At 36.2% G+C, this 22,171-nt stretch carries 11 protein-coding genes; 9 read left to right on the top strand and 2 right to left on the bottom strand.

All coding sequences use genetic code 11. From position 1 onward, the window contains the following. Nucleotides 1–32: 32 nt before the first annotated feature. Nucleotides 33–1,253 (bottom strand): GTPase HflX, encoded by a 1,221-nt coding sequence (gene hflX / locus PHR76_RS00460; protein WP_300057501.1) that lies wholly within the window; start codon nt 1,251–1,253, stop codon nt 33–35. Between the two features lie 190 nt (nt 1,254–1,443). Between hflX and PHR76_RS00455 the strand changes: the two genes are divergently transcribed. The 7 genes from PHR76_RS00455 (at nt 1,444) to PHR76_RS00425 (ending at nt 17,222) form a co-directional block, all read left to right on the top strand. Further along, on the top strand, nt 1,444–8,838 hold the full coding sequence (locus PHR76_RS00455; protein WP_300057134.1) for a fibronectin type III domain-containing protein: 7,395 nt from the start codon (nt 1,444–1,446) through the stop codon (nt 8,836–8,838). Between the two features lie 66 nt (nt 8,839–8,904). Further along, on the top strand, nt 8,905–9,822 hold the full coding sequence (locus tag PHR76_RS00450; protein ID WP_300057130.1) for a type IX secretion system membrane protein PorP/SprF: 918 nt from the start codon (nt 8,905–8,907) through the stop codon (nt 9,820–9,822). 20 nt (nt 9,823–9,842) lie between these two features. Continuing rightward, entirely contained in the window at nt 9,843–11,723 is a 1,881-nt protein-coding gene (locus PHR76_RS00445; RefSeq protein ID WP_300057127.1) for an OmpA family protein, read from the top strand. A 99-nt stretch (nt 11,724–11,822) separates the two neighbouring features. After that, nucleotides 11,823–12,536, top strand: coding sequence for a DNA repair protein RecO (gene recO / locus PHR76_RS00440; protein ID WP_300057125.1), 714 nt, complete (start codon nt 11,823–11,825; stop codon nt 12,534–12,536). Between the two features lie 98 nt (nt 12,537–12,634). Continuing rightward, complete coding sequence (gene ileS / locus PHR76_RS00435) at nt 12,635–16,036, top strand: isoleucine--tRNA ligase (protein ID WP_300057123.1); 3,402 nt, start codon at nt 12,635–12,637, stop codon at nt 16,034–16,036. 8 nt (nt 16,037–16,044) lie between these two features. Continuing rightward, a complete protein-coding gene (locus tag PHR76_RS00430; RefSeq protein ID WP_300057121.1) occupies nt 16,045–16,425 on the top strand; it encodes a TraR/DksA C4-type zinc finger protein in 381 nt (126 codons plus the stop codon). Between the two features lie 179 nt (nt 16,426–16,604). Beyond that, nucleotides 16,605–17,222: a lipoprotein signal peptidase gene (locus tag PHR76_RS00425; RefSeq protein ID WP_300057118.1), complete on the top strand. Its 618-nt coding sequence runs from the start codon at nt 16,605–16,607 to the stop codon at nt 17,220–17,222. Here the strand turns inward: PHR76_RS00425 and PHR76_RS00420 are convergent. After that, nucleotides 17,212–17,781: a 5-formyltetrahydrofolate cyclo-ligase gene (locus PHR76_RS00420; protein WP_300057115.1), complete on the bottom strand. Its 570-nt coding sequence runs from the start codon at nt 17,779–17,781 to the stop codon at nt 17,212–17,214. The two genes, PHR76_RS00425 and PHR76_RS00420, sit on opposite strands and share 11 nt — an antisense overlap. Nucleotides 17,782–17,887: 106 nt before the next feature. Between PHR76_RS00420 and uvrC the strand changes: the two genes are divergently transcribed. Continuing rightward, nucleotides 17,888–19,687 (top strand): excinuclease ABC subunit UvrC, encoded by a 1,800-nt coding sequence (gene uvrC / locus PHR76_RS00415; protein ID WP_300057497.1) that lies wholly within the window; start codon nt 17,888–17,890, stop codon nt 19,685–19,687. Further along, nucleotides 19,614–21,968, top strand: coding sequence for a patatin-like phospholipase family protein (locus PHR76_RS00410; protein ID WP_300057112.1), 2,355 nt, complete (start codon nt 19,614–19,616; stop codon nt 21,966–21,968). The genes uvrC and PHR76_RS00410 overlap by 74 nt, the downstream gene beginning before the upstream one ends. The last annotated feature ends 203 nt before the right edge of the window (nt 21,969–22,171 follow it).

The following is a 22,171-nucleotide window of genomic DNA, read 5'->3' as shown; positions in this document are numbered from 1 at the left end:
GCAAAAGGCTCCTATCTCTAGGAGCCTTCTTTTTATTCTTCTGCAGCATCTTTATAATCGGGATACAAAAATTTATTATAAGGAAACCGTGTAATATGAATTTCACGAACGGCCTCGTAAATTAGTTCTTTAAACTCTTCAAAGTTTTCTTTGTTGGTAGCCGAAATAAACAAGGCATTATCAGCACCTACTTTGTGCATCCAAGTGTTTTTCCATTCGGCTAACGAATGGTGCTTTGAGGTGCGTTCTGTCATCAAATCATCTTCAGCTAAAAAAGCAGGTTTATACGCATCGATTTTATTGAAAACCATAATGATAGGCTTGTCTGCACTTTTAATATCGACTAATATTTTATTGACTGCCGCAATATGATCTTCAAAATCGGTGTGTGAAATGTCAACTACATGTAATAATAAGTCGGCTTCACGAACTTCATCCAAGGTGCTTTTAAAAGATTCTACTAATTGTGTAGGTAATTTTCGGATAAAACCAACCGTATCGGATAACAAAAAAGGTAAATTCCGAATGACGACTTTTCGAACAGTTGTATCTAGCGTTGCGAATAATTTATTTTCTACAAAAACATCACTTTTGCCAATCGCGTTCATTAAAGTCGATTTGCCTACATTGGTATAGCCTACCAAAGCCACACGAACCATTGCTCCGCGATTGCCACGCTGAACGCCCATTTGTTTATCGATAGTTTTGATTTTTTCTTTTAATAATGCAATTCTATCCCGAACGATACGTCTGTCTGTTTCAATTTCGGTTTCACCCGGGCCACGCATTCCAATTCCACCACGTTGACGTTCTAAGTGTGTCCACATTCCAGATAGTCGCGGTAACAAATACTGACATTGGGCTAATTCAACTTGCGTTCGTGCATAGGAAGTTTCCGCTCGCTGAGCGAAGATGTCTAAAATTAAATTGGTTCGGTCTAAAACCTTACAATCTAAAATTTTAGTAATATTTTTTTGCTGAGCAGGCGTAAGTTCATCATCAAAAATAACGGATGAAATTTCGTTTTCTACTATGTAGCGATGAATTTCTTCAATTTTTCCAGTACCTAAAAAAGTTTTAGGATTTGGTTTTTCTAATTTTTGCCAAAAACGCTTGATTACTTGACCTCCAGCAGTAAAAGTTAGGAACTCTAATTCGTCTAAATATTCATTTAATTTAGACTCATCTTGGTCCTTTGATACAATTCCTACAATAATTGTCTTTTCAAAATTTATTTTTTCTTTTTCTAACATTTTCTTTGATTCTCTTGCAAAATTAGACAATTCAAGATGGTTTAACACTTCTTTTTTTCATTATTAAAGCAAATATTTTGAATGAATTTAGTTAAATATCAAAAAAATGGTATTCAATTCTTAATTTTTGTTAAATTTGACGTTCTAAACCTACAAAAAATTAATCAAAACAACCTAAAACTTTCATTTTATGAAAAGAATTACTTTAGTGATACTGTTGTTTTTACTGACGGGAGTGGGATATTCGCAATTCACAGAAAATTTTGAAGGCGGTATTCCAACTAACTGGGCAGTATTTAACAACGGTTTTGGTACCAACACATGGACCACAACTACATCGGTAACCACTCCGCCAACAGTTTGTGAGGGTACAACTGCAGCCTTTATGAATGCACGTCAAAATATCGGTGCGGGTAACACCTCCGAAAATTGGCTTGTAACACAACAAGTGCAAGTGCCCGCAAATGGGCAACTGTTTTTTCAAACACGTTCTACCATTAGTGGACCAAACAACACAACGTATGAAATACGATTGTCAACCACTTCTCAAACCAATACAGGCAGTTTTATTACTGTACAATCTTGGACAGAGGCAGAATTAAACGAAACGTTTAACATTTGTGAAGATAAACAAGTTAACCTAGCTGGTTTTGCTGGTAACAACGTTTACATTGCATTTGTTATTGTAATGAATCAACCAACAGCCGGATTAACGGGAGACCGTTGGATTGTGGATGAGGTTCGTTTAGTAGAACAATGTATCGATCCTGAAAATATTGTGGTTAATGGTATTACTCAAACGAGTGCTTTGATTTCTTGGGATAATCCAGGCGGAGCGACAGAATTTGAAGTTTCAGTAGTTCCTGCACCAGGAGCACCTGTAGCTGGAACGGTAACGACTAATAATCCTTATTTAGCCGAAGGTTTATCGCCAACCACTCAATACCAAGTATATGTAAGAGCTAAGTGTGAATTTAGTTCAAGTGAATGGGTCGGGCCAGTCAATTTTATAACCACGACCCCTGGTCAGGCCTGTAGTTCTGCAATTCAAGTTGCGGCACTTCCCTATTTTACAACCGATAATACGTCCAATTACCTCGATGATATCGATGGTAGTCCAGGAGCATCGGGTTGTGGAGCAACAGGAAATTATTTAAACGGAAACAACGTTTATTATAGTTATACTGCTACAACTACGGGAGTAATTAATATTACAATGACGCCAACAGGCAACAACTCAGGTGTATTTGTATACAACAGTTGTGCGAATGTTGGGGTAAGTTGTATTGCGGGTGCTGCCAATACTGGTGGAGGTCCTCGTGTTATTGATTTACCTGTTACACAAGGTCAAACCTATTATATTGTAATTTCTACAAACGGAAATCCAAATACGATTCCGTTTACTTTATCTATTCAAGTAGTAAACTGTCCTCCTCCAACCAACTTAACAGCGGTAGGTGGACAAACAAGTGCTGTTTTAGGATGGGATGCCAACGCAGCCACTTCTTGGGAATATGCAGTACAAGTTTTAGGAGGCGTTATTCCTCCAGGAGCTGGAGTACAAACAAATGCCAATCAAAATGTAACTGTAACCAACTTATTAGACGGTACGCCAATTCAAGCCGCTACACAATATCAATATTGGGTTAGAAGAGATTGTGGCGACGGAACATTTAGTGCTTGGGCTGGTCCTTTTGCATTCAATACCACAATTTGTGAACCAGCAGAACAATGTATCTATACTTTCCGAATGAGAGATAGTGTTGGTGATGGTTGGAATGGAGCGAGAATGCAAGTGCGTCAAAACGGAATTGTGATAGCAACTATCGGTGAAACCTTTACCGCAGGTGCTGGGCCGATAGACATACAAGTTTCTCTATGTACTGGTATTCCTTTTGATTTATTTTGGAGTGTAGGAGGAACATGGTCTAATGAAGTTCGTGTGGAGATCTTTAACTCGCCAATTTTTAATCAATCGTTATATGCTATGACGGTGGCTTCTGCTCCTTTAGTGGGAACCGTATTGTATGCAGGAACAGTTGATTGTAATAATCCAGCATGTTTACCTCCTACAGGAGTTGTAGTCAATAATATTAGTGACACGAGTGCCAATGTTTCTTGGACACCAATTCCTGGAGTAACGCAATATGAAGTGATTGTTTTATTAAATGGTTCGCCGGCTCCAACACCTGCAAGTACAGGAACGGTGACTTCTGATAATCCTTTTTTAATTGAAGGCTTAACATCAGGTACAATATACAATGTTTATATTAGAGCAATTTGTGCTACACCAACCCCTAGTAATTGGACGCCAGTAAAGGTTTTCAATACAACAATTTGTCAAATTTCTGAACAGTGTAATTACACGTTCCGTTTGAACGATAGTTTTGGAGATGGATGGAATGGAGCAACAATGCAAGTACGTCAGAACGGTATTGTTGTCGCTACAATAGGAACTACTTTTACTGCAGGAGCAGGACCGATAAATATAATTGTGCCGTTGTGTAACAATTTACCATTTGACTTGTTTTGGAATGCTGGAGGAAATTTTCCTGCTGAAATCCGGGTGGCGATTATCAATGATTCTAATCAACAAGTTTTCAATATGAACGTGGCTTCTGCTGGCTTAGTAGGAACCATTTTATATACAGACAATTTAGTAGAATGTGGAATTCCTGAGTGTTTACCACCAACTGGAATTACTTTTTCTGCCATTGGTGATTCTTCTGCCAATGTATCTTGGACACCAATTCCTGGAATTACAAATTTTGAAGTTATTGTATTGCCAGCAGGTTCACCTGCTCCAACTGCCACAAGCACTGGAACAGTTACAACAGACAATCCATTTACAATAGAAGGATTAACTGCTGCAACCATATATGATGTATATGTGCGAGCTCTTTGTACAACTTCACCAAGTAATTGGACACCAGTTTCTTCATTTAACACAACCATTTGTGCCGTTGCTGATCAATGTAATTATATATTTAGATTGCGTGACAGTTTTGGTGATGGTTGGAATGGCGGTCTAATGCAAGTGCGTCAAAATGGAATTATTGTCGCTACAATTGGAGGAACATTCAATAATGGTGCAGGACCTGTAAATATTCAAGTTCCATTATGTAATAACCTTCCATTTGAGTTATTTTGGAGTGTGCCAGGAAACTGGCCAGCTGAAGTACGAGTGGAAATTATAAATCCTTTTGGACAATCTCTTTATAATATGAATGTGGCTTCTGCTGGATTAGTAGGAACGATTTTATACAGTGGCAATGTAGATTGTTTAAATCCAGAGTGTTTAGCTCCTTTTAATGTTGTAACTTCCAATATCGGAATAAATCAAGTTTCAGTAGGTTGGACTCCTAATGGAGGAACTAACTTTGAAGTAATTGCTTTACCAGCAGGTTCTCCTGCTCCAACTGCGGCTACTCCTGGAATTCCTGCAACATCTAATCCTTTTATAGTACCTGGTTTAACCGCAGGTACAGCATATGATTTTTATGTACGTACACTTTGTACTGGTGTAAACCCAACAAGTACATGGGCTGGTCCTGCTACGGCAACGACTTTACCAACTTGTCCTGCACCAATAAACTTAATTGTTATTGGAGCAGATACAAATACCGCTACCTTGTCTTGGACAAACATTGCTCCTGCTACTTTATTTGAAGTTGTAGTTCAGGCAGTAGGTGCTGGTATTCCAGCAACAGCGGGAGTAATTACTTCTCAAAACCCCTATACGGCAACAGGCTTAAGTGCAGGTTTCTATGAGTTCTATGTAAGAGCAATTTGTTCTCCTACAGATAAAAGTGCATGGGCAGGACCACAAAATTTCTTTATCCTTGCCGCTTTACCAGGTTGTGCCGGAGTTGATATTGATTTACAAACGTCAACGCCAGGTGTATTAAACTTATGTCCAGGTGAAAACTGTGTAGATTTAACTGCTTCTTTCTTTGAAACAGGAGATACCACAACTTATAATATTACTAGTATACCATTTACACCGCCATTCCCTTTTACAGGAGGTATTCCAACCTCTGTAAATACAGATGACGTGTGGTCACCAGCAATTGATTTACCATTTAACTTCTGTTTCTTTGGTCAAAATTATACCAAAGCATTAGTAGGTTCAAATGGAGTAATTAGTTTTGATATTCAGGGAGTAGTTCCTGGAGGTGCTCAGGCAGCTGGCGGATATTGTGCTTGGCCATTTACGCAAACCATTCCAAACGTTGGTTTTCCAATTAAGGCTGCGATTTATGGTCCTTATCAAGACATTAACCCTAACGTAACAACACCACCTGCTCAACCAAGTATCAATTATCAAGTTCTTGGAACAGCTCCTTGTCGTGTATTAGTGGTTAACTTCTCACAATTAGCTCAATTTAGTTGTAATACAAACGTGCCGCTTCAAACGAGTCAAATCGTTTTATATGAAACGTCAAATGCAATTGAAATATATGTTCAAAATCGTGTTCCCTGTTTAAACTGGAATTCAGGAAACGGAGTTCTTGGTATTCAAAACCAAGCGGGTACACAAGCTCACGTTCCACCAGGAAGAAATACAGGAACATGGTCTGCTTCTAATGAAGCATGGCGATTTACACCTGCTGGACCATCTAACGTAACATTCTCGTGGTTAAAAGATGGTGAATTTTATAGTAGTGATTTAAGTATAAATGTGTGTGTATCTGAAACGACAAGTATGACAGCTCAAGCAATTTATGCTGCCTGTGGTGGAGGAGAAACAATTACAACAGACACCATCTTATTAAACATTATAGGTGAGGAATTACCAGTTCAAGACGATGTAACAGTTTGTGCTACTGTTGGATACGAATTGCCTATTTTAGCTATAGGAAACTATTTTACAGAAGCTGGAGGTCAAGGTCAACCATTAAGTGCAGGTGATATTATTACAGAAAACACAACTATTTATGTTTATTTAGTAATTAGTGGAACTAATGGCGACTGTACAAGTGAAGGAAGTTTTGAAGTAACAATGACAGACGAAATTGTTCCTGAATTTGATGCAATTCCTAACATCTGTTTAAACGGTACAGCACCAGATTTACCTGCTACTTCATTAAATGGAATTACGGGTCTTTGGACACCATCTACGGTAGACACTTCTGTTGTAGGAACAGTTGAATACGTTTTTGAACCATTTGGTTCTGCTGAATGTGCGACTTCTACAACGCTTACAGTAACTGTAATTGAAGAAACAACACCACTTTTTGATCCAATTGTTACGGCATATTGTTTAAATGCAACACCAGATATATTAGCTGAGGCTACTAATGGAATAACAGGAACATGGAGTCCTTCAATAATTGACACATCAGTTGCAATTGTTGATGCTCCGTATGTGTTTACACCTGACGAAGGTCAATGTGCGTTACCAGTTACATTGCTTATCACTGTGGCGTCCGAAATTGTTCCAACTTTTGATCCAATTTCAGTTTGTCAAGGTGCCGATGCTCCAATATTGTCAGATACTTCTTTAGAAGGAGTAACGGGAACTTGGGATGGTTTAATTGACACGAGTGTCGCAGGACAATTTGATTTCACTTTTACACCTGATGCAACTTATGAATGTGCAATTCCAGTTACAATCACTGTTGAAGTAATTGTTCCTTTTGATACTGCATTCGATCCAATATCAGTAACTTATTGTATTGGAGCAACAGCTGACGAATTACCAACTACTTCTTTAAATGGAGTGCTTGGTTCATGGAGTCCATCAACAATTGATACTTCGGTAGCTGTAAATGATGCTGAATATGTGTTTACTCCTGACGAAGGTCAGTGTGCAAGTACATTTACGTTGTTAATTACAATAAATGATGAAATTGTTCCAACTTTTGATCCAATTGTAACGGCATATTGTTTAAATGCATCACCAGATGTTTTAACTACATCTACTAATGGAATAACAGGGTCATGGAGTCCAGCAACAATAGATACTTCGGTTGCAGTTGTTGACGTTCCTTATACCTTTACTCCAGATGCAGGTCAGTGTGCGGTAAGTTTAACCTTGCTCATCACTGTTTCAACCGAAATTGTTCCAACATTTGATCCAATTTCAATTTGCCAAGGTTCAGAAGCACCGGTATTGCCAACTACTTCTTTAGAAGGAATTACCGGGCAATGGAATGGCACAATCGATACAAGTACAGCCGGAGAGTTTACCTTTACTTTTGAGCCAGATAGTACTTTTGAATGTGCTATTGCAACAGGTTTAATCGTTGAAGTGAAACCAACTATAGCAGCTACATTTGATGCCATTACGACAACCTATTGTCAAAATGCAACACCTGATGCATTACCAACTTCAAATAACAGTGTTCCTGGAACATGGGAACCAGCTATAATTGATACTGCAACCTTAGGAGATGCGACTTATGTCTTTACTCCCGATGCAACCATTGAATGTGCTATTATTACTGAGTTAGTAATCACTATAAGTACTCCTGTTACAGCGACTTTTGATGCCATTGCACCGATTTGTCAAAATGGAGCATCACCAACGCTTCCATTAGAATCAACTAACGGCGTAACTGGTTCTTGGTTGCCATCAACTGTTGATACTACTATTGTGGGCACAACAACGTATGTTTTCACTGCAGACCCTAATCAATGTGCTTTAGGAACTAGCTTAGAAATAACGATACAAGCACCACAAACGGCAACGTTTGCACAAATTGCGTCATTATGTCAAGGAAGTACAGCTCCTCAATTACCTGTGTCCTCAATTGAAAACATAACAGGAGTTTGGAATCCTTCTACCATTAATACGCAACAAGTCGGACCTACTACCTACACATTTACACCAACAGCTGGCCTATGTGCTATAGGAACTACGATGACTATTGAAGTTTTTGCAACACCAACAGCCGATGTTGTTCAAAATGCTACAGCTTGTTTATCAGACGGAGGTTTTGAATTACAACCTTTAAGTTCAGGAAACAGTTACTATACTGGTCCTGGAGCAACAGGTCAACAATTAAATCTTCCGTACAGTGTAACAGAATCACAAACGATTTATGTTTATGCCCAAAGTGGAACCACGCCAAACTGTTTCAATGAAACAAGTTTTACCGTGACGATTGTAGAAGTAATGGCTCAAGATTTAAGTGATGTAGAAGAATGTGGAAAATATACCTTACCAGAATTAAATGCAGGTAATGCTTACTATACGGGTCCAAACGGAACGGGTACGCCATTACAGCCAGGTTCGGATGTAACAACATCACAGTTAATCTACATATATGCAACCAACAATGGATGTTCAGCCCAATCAGATTTTCAAGTAACAATTAAAAATTGTACGATTCAAAAGGGTATTTCTCCAAATAACGATGGTAGTAATGATTACTTTGATTTAGCAAACTATAACGTTAGCAAATTAGAGATCTTTAATAGATACGGACTAAAAGTATATAGCAAAAATAATTATGAAAACGAATGGTATGGTCAAACCGATAAAGGCGATGATTTACCTGACGGAACCTATTATTTTGTAATTTACTTTACAGAAGGTACTAATACTACAGGATGGATTTATGTTAATAGAGTTCGTTAAATAGAAAATAAGTAAGCCGGTTGGCTCGTCCAACCGGTGCACTTTAACCCTACAAAAACTATAAAAATGAAGAAAATATTTTTTGCGATACTAATTACTTTAGTAAGCCTAGCAGATGTTTCGGCTCAGCAAGACCCTCATTACACACAGTACATGTATAACATGAACGTGATTAATCCAGCTTATGCAGGAAGTAAAGAGAACTTGTCCTTTGGCCTTCTCTACCGTAAACAATGGGTAGAACTTGAAGATGCACCTACCACTTTTACACTATCTGGAAGTTCGCCAGTTGGAAAAAACGTAGGCGTTGGACTTTCGATTATTTCAGATGAAATTGGACCAGTTACTGAAAAAAATGTATATGGAGACTTTTCATATACGTTAAATCTAGGAGGGGAACACCGCTTAGCATTAGGATTAAAAACAGGTGTAACTTTTCACGATGTGAATTTTAATAAAGTAAGACCAACGTTACCAGACCCTGAAGATGGTGTTTTTGCAAATGACATCAACAATACTTATTTTAACTTTGGAACGGGTATTTTCTATTATACAGATAAATACTATGTTGCCTTATCTGTTCCAAACATGATAAATGCAAAACACTTAGATTACGATGGTAGAGAATATGGTAGCGAAACCTCGCACTATTTCTTAACCGGTGGATATGTTTTTGACCTATCTCCTAATGTTAAGTTTAAACCGTTCTTTATGTTAAAATCGGCATTCAATGTTCCAACTTCACTAGATGTTTCTACGAACTTCTTGTTCAATGAAAAATTTGAAATTGGAGCAACTTACCGTTTAGAAGATAGCTTTGGTGCCATGGTCAATTATGCCATTTCTCCAAGTTTGAGAATCGGTTATGCCTATGACCATATCGTTTCTGATTTGAATGTTACAACACCTTCCTCGCACGAGGTAATTTTGTTGTTTGATTTGAATTTCCCGAAAAAGGTATCACGTTCATCACGATTTTTCTAACCTAATAAGCAATCCAAACGATGAAAAAAGTTTATATATTTATACTTAGTTTAGTAATGTTAAGCATTGCTCCTCTAAGTGCACAGAACAAAGACACTAAAAAAGCAGATAAGCTTTTTAAGCAATTTGACTATTTTGATGCCGCTGCAGAATACCTTAAAATAGCAGAAAACGGTAAAGCGGATGGCTATGTTCACAAGCAGTTAGCCGAAAGTTATTTTAATATGTTTAATGCCGCCGAAGCAAGTAAATGGTATGCCAAAGCAGTGGAAACACCTCAAGAGGCAGAAACATATTTTCGCTATGCTCAAATGCTTAAAGCACAAGGAAAATATGAAGATGCCAACAAACAAATGAAACAGTTTGCGGCAAAAGCACCAAATGACCAAAGAGCAAAAGATTTTAACGCAAATCCAAACTACTTACCAAAATTGTTAGATAAACAAAAACAATATGAAGTGAAAGCATTGGAATTAAATAGTGATAAATCAGATTTCGGTGCTTTTTTAAACCAAAATTCATTATATTTTGCTAGTGCTAGAAATGGTGCTCGTAAAACCTATGGATGGACCGAAGAGCCTTATTTAGACATCTATAAAGCGAATTACAATCTTGACGGAACGATTATTAATGCAGAACCCGTGACAGAAGTTAATTCTAAATGGCATGACGGCCCTGTAACGTTAAGTGCAGATGGTAATACCATGTATTTTGCAAGTGAAAGTTTTTTAGAGAAAAGTTTTGAAAAAGACAAGATTAACAATACTAAATTAAAAATTAGTCAAGTCAATCTTTTTAAAGCTTCAAACGTTAACGGAAAATGGAGTAACATCACCGTTCTTCCTTTTTGTAACAACGAATATTCTACCGGTAATCCGTTCTTGAGTAAAGATGGAAAAACATTGTATTTTTCTTCTAATATGCCAGGTTCAATTGGTGGAATCGATGTGTGGAAAGTGGCTGTAAACCAAGATGGAACTTTTGGAACACCAGAAAACATGGGTGCTAAAATCAATACAGAAGGGGATGAAAGTTTTCCATCGGTTTCTGAAGACAATAAAATATTCTATTTTGCGTCAAGCGGAAGACAAGGTTTTGGCGGCTATGATTTATTCATGTACGACATGAGCAAAGGGGAATCGGTAAACATGGGTAAACCTGTGAATAGTGAAAAAGATGATTTCGCCTTTTCTTTCAACAAAGAAAAAAACATTGGCTTTATCTCTAGTAATAGAGCAGGTGTTGATAATATTTACTTAGCGACACCAATTTGTGGCGTTGAAGTAATGACTATCGTAACGGATGCCAAAACAGGAGCTATTTTAGCGAATGCTAAAGTGTCAATTGTTGATGATAAGAAAAACGTAATTTCTACAGAAATGTCAAACTCTAAAGGAGAAGTGACGTATTATGTTGAATGTGATAAAAACTACACCGTACAAGCTTCAAAAGATGGTTATGAAAGCAATACTTTCCCTGTAGCCGCAAGTAAAGGACCAGAAAAGAAAGTGGATGCTCCATTGAACCCAATCGATGTGATTGTAACCGAAACAGAAGTAGTTTTAAAACCAATTTTCTTCGAATTCAACAAAAGCAATATTACGCAAGAAGGAGCGTTCGAGTTGGATAAGTTAGTGCAAGTAATGCAACATAATCAAGATATGGTTATTATGGCAAATTCACATACAGATAACCGCGGTTCAGATATCTATAACTTAAATTTATCAGATAGAAGAGCAAAATCAACCATTCAATACATCATTTCTAAAGGAATTTCAAAAGAGCGTATTTCTGGAAAAGGAATGGGTGAAACTCAACCAAAAGTGGATTGTAAAGAAAACTGTACAGAAGAACAACACGCTGAAAACAGAAGAAGTGAATTCTTAATCGTGAAAAAATAATTACACAGATTAATTTTTTATAAAATTAAAAAAAACGGACCCTCATTTGAGCGTCCGTTTTTTATTGGTATTCTCACTATTTTTTTGGAATTTTATCCCATGCAAGTCAAAACCAAAGCCATTGTCATCTCAGCGTTAAAATACCAAGAAAAATCCTTGATTGTAAAGTGTTTAACCCTCTCTGATGGAATGAAGACCTATTTTGTGGCTAATGCGTTTGCAAGCAAAAAAAACCTTCAAAAAATAGCTTATTTTCAGCCGCTGACTATTTTAGAAATTGAAGCGAAGCACAAGAATAAAGGAACTTTAGAATATTTTAAAGAAGTTCGAATGGGCTATCCCTTTAAAACGATTCATCAAAATATTGTTAAAAGTGCAATTGTATTATTCTTATCGGAAGTTTTACACCATTGTATTCAAGAGGAGGAAAAAAATGAGGATTTTTTCAACTATTTAGAAGCAGCTTTATTTTGGCTTGACGAACATGATGAAGCTGCCAATTTTCATTTAATTCTTTTATTGGGAATGACCCGTTTTTTTGGATTTTATCCAGCTATTTCAAATCAAAACGCAGCTTTTTTTGAACTGACAGAAGGCATTTTTACACCTTATCACGGCGTAAGTTGTCTGAGTGAACACGAAACGCTTTTATTTAAAAAATTAATTAATTTGCGTTTCGATAGCGAAGCTAAATTGTTTGTAGCTGCAGAAAGACAACTACTCTTGAAAATCGTATTAGATTATTATGCGATACATTTAGATGGGTTTAAAAAACCAAAGTCGTTGGATGTGCTCGCAGCTGTTTTTTCTTAAAAAAACCTAAATCTGACTAGTTCACAACTTTCGACTTTCGACTTTCGACTTTCGACTTAAATTTATTACTTTCGCATTTCGATTTAGAAACTGATTAAATGAATAAGAAATTCACAGAATACAAAGGACTTGATCTTCCCGTAGTGGCGGACGAAGTATTAAAGTATTGGAAAGAAAACCAGATTTTTGAACAAAGTATCACTTCTCGTGAAGGGAATAAACCGTATGTGTTTTTTGAAGGGCCTCCTTCGGCCAACGGATTACCTGGAATTCACCACGTGATGGCTCGTGCTATTAAAGATATTTTTTGTCGGTATAAAACCCAAAAAGGCTTTCAAGTAAAACGAAAAGCAGGTTGGGATACGCACGGTTTGCCCGTAGAACTCGGCACCGAAAAAGAATTGGGCATTACCAAAGAAGATATTGGCACCAAAATTTCGGTGGAAGAATATAACGAAGCCTGTAAAAAAACAGTCATGCGGTACACCGATGTGTGGAACGATTTGACAGAAAAAATGGGCTATTGGGTCGATATGAGTGATCCGTATGTGACGTATAAATCCAAATATATGGAAACGGTTTGGTGGTTGCTAAAACAAATTTATAATAAAGATTTGTTATACAAAGGCTACACAATCCAACCGTATTCACCAAAAGCAGGAACAGGTTTATCTTCGCACGAAGTCAACCAGCCCGGAAGTTATAGAGATGTAACCGATACCACCGTAGTGGCTCAGTTTAAAGCGATAAATGAAACGTTACCCGATTTTTTATCCGGATTTGGAGAGGTGCATATTCTTGCCTGGACAACTACGCCATGGACTTTGCCTTCCAACACAGCGTTAACCGTTGGGCCAAAAATCGATTATGTTTTGGTAGAAACGTTTAATCAATATACATTTCGACCCACAAAAGTAATTCTAGCTAAAAACTTAGTCGGAAAACAATTTAGTAAAGGTTTTTTTGAAAGTAATGAGCCTCATGATTTTGAAAATTTTAATGAAGGAGATAAAAAAATCCCCTATCAAATTATATCCGAATTCAAAGGAGCTGATTTAGTTGGTATTCGATATGAACAACTGATGCCTTTAGCTCTTCCTAATGATAACCCAGAAAATGCGTTTAGAATAATTTCAGGTGATTTTGTAACGACCGAAGATGGAACTGGAATTGTACATACGGCTCCTACTTTTGGAGCAGATGATGCCAAAGTTGCTAAAGAAGCAAAACCCGAAGTGCCACCTATGTTGGTATTAGACGAAAAAGGAAACCTTGTGCCGCTAGTCAATTTACAAGGAAAATTCATCAAAGGCTTAGGTGATTATGCTGGAAAATATGTTAAAAATGAATATTATAATGATGGCGAAGCTCCTGAAAAATCGGTCGATGTTGAAATTGCAATTCAATTAAAAGAAGAAAACAAAGCCTTTAAGGTAGAAAAATATGTTCACAGTTATCCACATTGTTGGCGAACCGATAAACCCATTTTATATTATCCGCTAGATTCTTGGTTCATCAAAGTAACCGAAGTAAAAGAACGGATGTTCGACTTAAATGAAACCATTAATTGGAAACCCAAAGCCACGGGTGAAGGCCGATTTGGAAATTGGTTGAAAAATGCCAACGATTGGAATTTATCACGTTCGCGTTATTGGGGAATTCCTTTACCAATATGGCGAAATGAAGAAGGAACAGAAGAAATAGTAATCGGTTCTGTGGAAGAATTATATCTTGAAATCGAAAAATCAATCGCTGTTGGTTTCCAAAAAGAAAATCCGTTTAAAGGTTTTGAAATTGGAAATATGGCAGAAGAAAACTATGATTTAGTTGATTTACATAAAAATGTAGTCGATGAGATTATCTTAGTTTCTGCTTCAGGAAAACCAATGAAACGCGAAACGGATTTAATAGATGTTTGGTTCGATTCGGGGGCAATGCCTTATGCACAATGGCATTATCCATTTGAAAACAAAGAAAAAATTGAAGAGAATAAAGATTTTCCAGCTGATTTTATTGCAGAAGGGGTCGACCAAACCCGAGGTTGGTTTTATACCTTGCACGCCATTGCAACTTTAGTTTTTGATCAAATTGCTTATAAAAATGTCGTTTCAAACGGTTTAGTTTTAGACAAAAACGGACAAAAAATGTCCAAACGACTCGGAAATGCAGTCGATCCTTTTAAAACGTTAGCTCAATATGGTCCCGATGCGACGCGATGGTATATGATTGCCAATGCCAATCCGTGGGATAATTTAAAATTTGATATAGAAGGCGTTGCAGAAGTTAGACGAAAATTCTTCGGAACTTTGTATAATACGTATTCTTTTTTTGCTTTATATGCCAATATTGATGGTTTTACGTACCAAGAAGAGGAAGTTCCTCTAACGGAAAGACCTGAAATAGACCGGTGGATTTTATCAGAGCTTCAAACATTGGTTCAATTGGTAGACGAAAGTTATGCCGATTATGAACCAACTAAAGCAGCAAGAGCAATTTCCGATTTTGTACAAGAGAATTTAAGCAATTGGTATGTTCGTTTGTGTCGTCGCCGTTTTTGGAAAGGCGAGTATGGCACCGATAAAATTGCCGCTTATCAAACCTTGTATACCTGTTTAGTAACCGTTTCAAAATTAGCCGCACCTATCGCTCCGTTCTTTATGGACAGGCTTTACCGCGATTTAACACAAACCACAAAGACAGAAAATTTTGACAGCGTTCACCTCGCAGATTTTCCTAAATATGTTGAAAAATATGTTGATAAATCGTTAGAGAGTAGAATGATGAAAGCACAAACCGTTTCTTCGCTTGTTTTATCGTTGCGTAAGAAGGAAATGATTAAAGTGCGTCAACCGTTGCAAAAGGTAATGATTCCAATACTTGACGAGAATCAGCGACATGAAATTGAAGCAGTTTCAGACCTAATTAAAGCAGAAGTAAACGTCAAAGAAGTGGTCTTGCTAGACGATGCTTCGGGCGTTTTGGTGAAACAAATAAAGCCTAATTTCAAAACACTTGGGCCTCGTTTTGGAAAAGATATGGGGTTGATTGCCAAAGAGATACAGTCTTTTTCGCAAGAACAAATCAATACATTTGACCGTGAAGGAAGCTTAACGCTTGTTCTTTCAGGAAAATCAATAACTTTATCACAAGATGACGTCGAGATTTCATCGCAAGATATTCCTGGGTGGTTAGTGGCAAATGCGAACGGAATTACAGTTGCTTTAGACATTACCATTTCGGAAGAGCTAAGAATGGAAGGGGTTGCGAGAGAGTTAGTCAACCGTATTCAAAACATTCGAAAAGATAGTGGATTCGAAGTCACAGATAAGATTGAAGTACGATTGGAAAAAAACAAACAATTAGAAAAAGCAATTTCAACGAATTTAGAGTATGTTCAAGCCGAAACCTTAACTAAAATCTTGGTTTTTGTAGAAAGAATTGAAAATGGTACGGAAATTGAGTTTGATGATATTAAAACAAAAATAATAATTTCAAAATAATAAAGATTATGACAGATGAAGTAGTGAAGTTCTCAGAAGCCGATTTGGCGGAGTTCAAAGAAATTATCTTAAAGAAAATCGAGAAAGCTCAAAATGATTTGGAACTTATTAAAAGTGCCTATATGAATGATTTAAATAACGGAACAGACGATACGTCGCCAACATTTAAAGCATTTGAAGAAGGTAGCGAAACGATGAGTAAAGAAGCCAACTCACAATTAGCCATTCGTCAGGAAAAATTTATCCGCGATTTAAAAAATGCTCTTTTCAGAGTAGAAAATAAAACCTACGGAGTGTGTAAAGTGACTGGAAAATTAATTTCAAAAGATCGTTTGAAATTAGTTCCTCATGCTACCATGAGTATAGAAGCTAAAAATATGCAGCGTTAACTGTCCTTCAAATAGTTGAAATGGACCTCGCTTTTTGCGGGGTCTTTTTTTGTCTTTATCAGAATAATGAAGAAAATTGAACAAAAAGGTTTAAAAAAAACCTAAAATTATAGACTCCGCGATAGAATTGCTCTTTTTGAGCGATAATATTCCTATTTTTGCACGATAAAATTTAAAAAATGACTTTAAAAAAGGCCTATATCATCGTTGTTCTGATTCTTTTAGCTGATCAGGTCTCTAAATTATACATTAAAACCAACTTTATTCTCGGCGGCGAAATCCACGTTTTTGATTGGTTCCGAATTCACTTTATAGAAAATGAAGGCATGGCTTGGGGAACAGAAATTCCAGGAGATTATGGAAAACTCATGTTGACCTTATTTAGAATTGTGGCGGTATTCGGAATTGGTTATTGGTTGTGGGATAGCGTTCAAAAAAAGAGTTCTAATTATTTGATTATAGCCGTTTCTTTGATTTTAGCGGGTGCTTTTGGAAACATTATCGACAGTGTTTTTTATGGCGTTATTTTTAATGACAGTTATAATGCTCCTGCGGTTCTTTTTTCTGAAAACCCATACGGAACTTGGTTTCACGGCAAAGTAGTCGACATGCTTTATTTTCCTATTTGGAAAGGAACGCTTCCTGAATGGTTACCTTATTTTGGCGGAAAATATTTTACCTTTTTTAACGCAATTTTTAATATTGCCGATATGGCCATTTCTACGGGTGTCGGAATTCTAATTGTTTTTAATAAAAAAGCATTTGGAACTGCCGAAACGGAAATCGCTACGAGCTAAATTGATACACTTTTTGTGGGGTTATCACATAGTTTAACACTTGGTCTAATGCGTGTGTTTCAAAATCTTCTGCTTCAGCTTCAAAAAAAGACAAACCTACTTTAATTGTATTTGGTTTGCATTCAGATAGAAATTTGTCATAAAAACCTTTGCCATAACCAATTCGGTTTCCTTTAGTATCAAAAGCTAAAAGCGGCACAAAAACCACTTCAATTTTTGAGACAGGAACTTCTAAACCATTGACGGGCTCTGGAATATTAAAACTATTTTTCTTGATTTTTGTATTTTCAGTTAATAAAAAATGCAACATTTCTACAGTTTTAAACTCGCATTTAGAAACCACAATCTCTTTGTCTTTTCCCGCTAAAACTTGCAAAACAAATTCCGTTTCTACTTCTAATAATTCAGAAATAGTTAAAAATAAATGATAATAGGTTTTATCCCAAATAGGAATTTTTAGCAATTGGTTGGCAATCGCTAAACTACGCTCGTCACGCTCGTCGTTTGATAACGCTTTTCTGAGTTCCTTATATTTTTTTCGTATTGCTTTTTTATCCATGACATAAAAGTAAAAAAATCTAAACTAAAAAGACGTTTGTTTCGTTTCTTTTTTAGCGTTAAATTTGTTTGCCAAACAGAAATATCCGTTACAAGATAGTCCAAAAATGAGTATTCCATCCATCGAACTTCAATTGCAAACCTTACCCGATAGTCCGGGAGTGTATCAGTATTTTGATAAAGATGAAAAAATTCTCTATGTTGGAAAAGCCAAAAACCTCAAAAAAAGAGTAGCTTCTTATTTCAATAAAGTTCACGATAACGCAAAAACCAATGTGCTTGTTCGCAAAATTGTAGAAATTAAACATATTGTAGTTTCTACAGAGCAAGATGCTTTATTGTTAGAAAACAATCTAATCAAAAAGCTGCAACCGCGATATAATGTGCTTTTACGAGACGATAAAACCTATCCGTGGATATGCATAAAAAAAGAACCGTTTTCCCGAATTTTTCCAACTCGTAATATGATTAAAGACGGCTCAGAATATTTTGGTCCGTATACAAGTTTTAAAACGGTGCACACGCTATTGGATTTAATTAAAGAATTGTATCCGTTGCGAACCTGTAATTATGACTTGAGCGAATCTAATATTAAAAACCATAAATATAAAGTTTGTTTAGAATTCCATATCGGAAATTGCAAAGGGCCTTGTGAAGGTTTGGAATCCTTAGAAAACTATCAAAAACAAGTCGATGCGATACGGCATATATTAAAGGGGAATTTTAAAGAAAGTCTCAAGGAGTTCAAACTAAAAATGCAAGAATTAGCGAATAACTTGCAGTTTGAAGAAGCCCAAAAAATAAAAGAAAAGATGGAGGTTTTGGAGAATTACCAAGCAAAATCAACCATCTTAAATCCAAAAATTTCTAATATTGACGTGTTTTCTATTATTTCTGATGAAACGATGGCGTACATCAATTTTCTTCAAATAGCTCATGGAGCAATCATTCGTTCGCATACACTAGAACTTAAAAAGAAATTAGATGAATCGGATGAAGATTTATTAGCGTTAGCGGTTGTCGAATTGCGTGAGCGATTTCAACTAACCTCCAAAGAACTCATTTTGCCTTTTGAACTCGATTTTGGAAACACTTTAAAAGTAACAGTTCCACAATTGGGCGATAAAAAGAGCATTTTAGAACTTTCGCAACGCAATGCCAAATACCATCGGTTGGAACAATTAAAACAAATACAAATAGTTGACCCAGAACGGCACACCAATCGCATCATGGCTCAAATGAAAAAAGATTTACGTCTTTCTGTAGAGCCACGTCACATTGAATGTTTTGATAATTCAAACATTCAAGGTACAAATCCCGTTGCCGCTTGTGTAGTCTTTAAAGATGGAAAGCCAAGTAAAAAAGACTATCGTCATTTTAATATCAAAACCGTAGTCGGGCCGGATGATTTTGCTTCGATGGAAGAAGTGGTTTATCGCCGCTACAAACGACTGACGGAAGAAAACCAGCCGTTACCTCAGCTAATTATTATCGACGGCGGAAAAGGACAGCTTTCATCTGCTTTAAAGAGTTTAGATGCGTTAGACTTACGCGGAAAAATTGCCATCATCGGCATCGCTAAACGATTGGAAGAATTATTTTATCCCGGAGATTCTGTCCCGTTATATTTAGATAAAAAATCAGAAACCTTAAAGATTATTCAGCAATTGCGAAATGAAGCTCACCGGTTTGGAATAACGCACCATCGCGATAAAAGAAGCAAATCGGCTTTACAAAATTCATTAGAAACTATTCCCGGCATTGGCGAAAAAACGATGGTTTTGCTGCTAAAACAGTTTAAAAGTGTTAAAAGAATACAATTAGCAACAGAAAATGAAATATCCGCCGTTGTTGGATTGTCAAAAGCCAAAAAAATTACCGAATTTTACAAAGAATCAGAAAATTAATACCTTGACCATTTTAAAAATAGAAAATAGTGAAAAGAAAATAGAGAAAAAATTTCTCTCGAAACCTTTTATACTTCTTACATACTTACTATTTCTTTTCTACAACCTTCAACCTTCAACCTTATTCGCTCAAGATACTTTAAGAAAACCTAAGATCGGACTTGTTTTATCTGGTGGTGGAGCAAAAGGTTTGGCTCATATTGGCGTGTTAAAAATGATTGATGAATACGGTATTAAAATCGATTATATTGGTGGAACGAGCATGGGAGCAATTGTCGGCGGATTATATGCGGCAGGATATACCGGAATTCAAATTGATAGTATTTTTAGTGCCGCCGATTATGATGCGATTATTCGAGATTACACACCTAGAAAATCAAAAGATTTTTATGAACGGGAATATAATGATCGGTATGCGGTGACTTTGCCTTTTAATAAGTTTAAAATTGGCGTTCCTATCTCGCTTTCAAGAGGATTGTATAATTATAATTTATTAACGCGACTCACACACCATGTGCGACATATTCGAGATTTTAAAAAACTACCTATTCCTTTTGTTTGTGTTGCAACTGATATAGAAACGGGTGAAGAAGTTGTTTTAGACCAAGGCTTTTTAGCACAAGCAATTGTGGCTAGTGGAGCATTACCAACCCTTTATGCACCTGTGAATATTGATGGTAAATATTTAATTGATGGCGGTGTATTAAACAATTTTCCGGTAGAAGAAGTAAAAAAAATGGGTGCCGACATTATTATTGGCGTAGACGTTCAATACGAAATGAAAGAAAGAGCGGAATTAAATGAAGCAACAAAATTATTATCTCAAATTTCAAATTTGCAGATGATTAAAAAAATGGATGAAAAAAAACCATTAGTTGATATTTATATTAAACCCAACATTAATGATTTTACATTAGTTTCATTTGAAAAAGGGCCAGAAATTATTCAAAATGGAGCAGAAGCTGCCCGTGAATTTGAATCAGAATTTAAAAAATTAAGCACAAATTATATTGTTCAAAAAACAGTTATTCCTAAAAGCGAAAAAGACAGTTTGCTCATCACAGATATCATTACCAACGACCTTGAAAACTATACTAACTATTATGTTCAAAGTAAACTACGATTCAAACCTGGGAAAAAAGTTAGCTATTTGGATTTAGTTCAAGGAATTGATTTTTTAAATACTACACAGAATTTTAGTTCTTTGTCCTATACGTTAGATAAAAACGGAGAAGGTGATGAACTCAATCTTTTTTTGGTAGAGAATAAAACAAAAACCTATTTAAAATTCGGATTACATTTTGACGGATTATTTAAAAGCGGTGTACTCCTCAATTTTACAAAACGAAAACTATTGTTCAAAAACGATGTGTTTTCTTCCGATTTTGTTTTAGGCGATAATTTTCGGTATTTCTTTGATTATAATGTCGATGTGGGTTACAATTTAAGTGTGGGGCTCAATGCCAAATTGTACCAATTTAATCGAAATGTAGAAACTAATTTTGAACAATGGGACATCTATAAAGAAGACGGAACCAATTCTATTAATTTAGGCTATCGCAATTTTTCTAACCAATTGTATTTTCAAACCTTATTTGTGCAAAAATTTAGTGCAAAAGTAGGAGTCCAATATGATAACATCCGCTTTCAATCAGAAACATTTTCCAATTCAAATAGTATTTTTGATAATGGAGATTATGTCTCGCTTTTTGGGAATCTTAATTTTGATTCGCTTGATAATAAATTTTTTCCAAAAACGGGTTGGTTTTTCATGGGTGATGCACAGTCGTATGTAGCGTCGTCTGAATTTGAAGAAATACTTTTAAAACATTCTGTTTTTAAAGCAGAAGCAGTCTATGCCCAAAGTATCACTAAAAGAGCAACCGTTCTCTTAAAAACAGAAGGAGGTTTTACGCTAGGTGAACAAGGTATTCCGTTACTCAACTTTTTTTTAGGAGGGTATGGATTTAAACAGTTCAATAATTTCCGTCATTTTTATGGATATAACTTTGTAGGCTTAACAGGAAACAGTTATGTAATGGCCGAAATCACACTGGATTATGAGCTTTTTAAAAAAAACCATTTGAATGTAAGTGCTAATTTTGCCAATATTGGAAATGATATTTTTGTAAATGACCGTTGGCTTAAATTGCCTAGTTATTCCGGCTATGCCATTGGTTATGGAATAGAAACCATATTTGGCCCTTTGGAAATTAAACAAAGCTGGTCGCCCGAAACCAAAGAATCCTATACGTGGTTTGCCGTTGGGTTTTGGTTTTAATTTTGCCTACTATCGAATAATTTTTACGATATTTGTAATAGGATTTTAAAAATAGCGTAATGATTTTAATTATCGGTTTGTTAATAGCGTTTGCCGTAGGTATAATTGTTGGAATCAATATCAAGAAAAATAGTTAAAACAAACAACTCGTGATGCAATTAAAATTTTGGCAAGAACGGCTAGTTTTTCTTCATTTTATGATG

Origin of the sequence: Flavobacterium sp., from assembly GCF_028689845.1 — a bacterium.
GTDB lineage: Bacteria > Bacteroidota > Bacteroidia > Flavobacteriales > Flavobacteriaceae > Flavobacterium.
The sequence above is the reverse complement of the archived record's forward strand: the minus strand, read 5'-3'. Positions and strand labels throughout refer to the sequence as shown.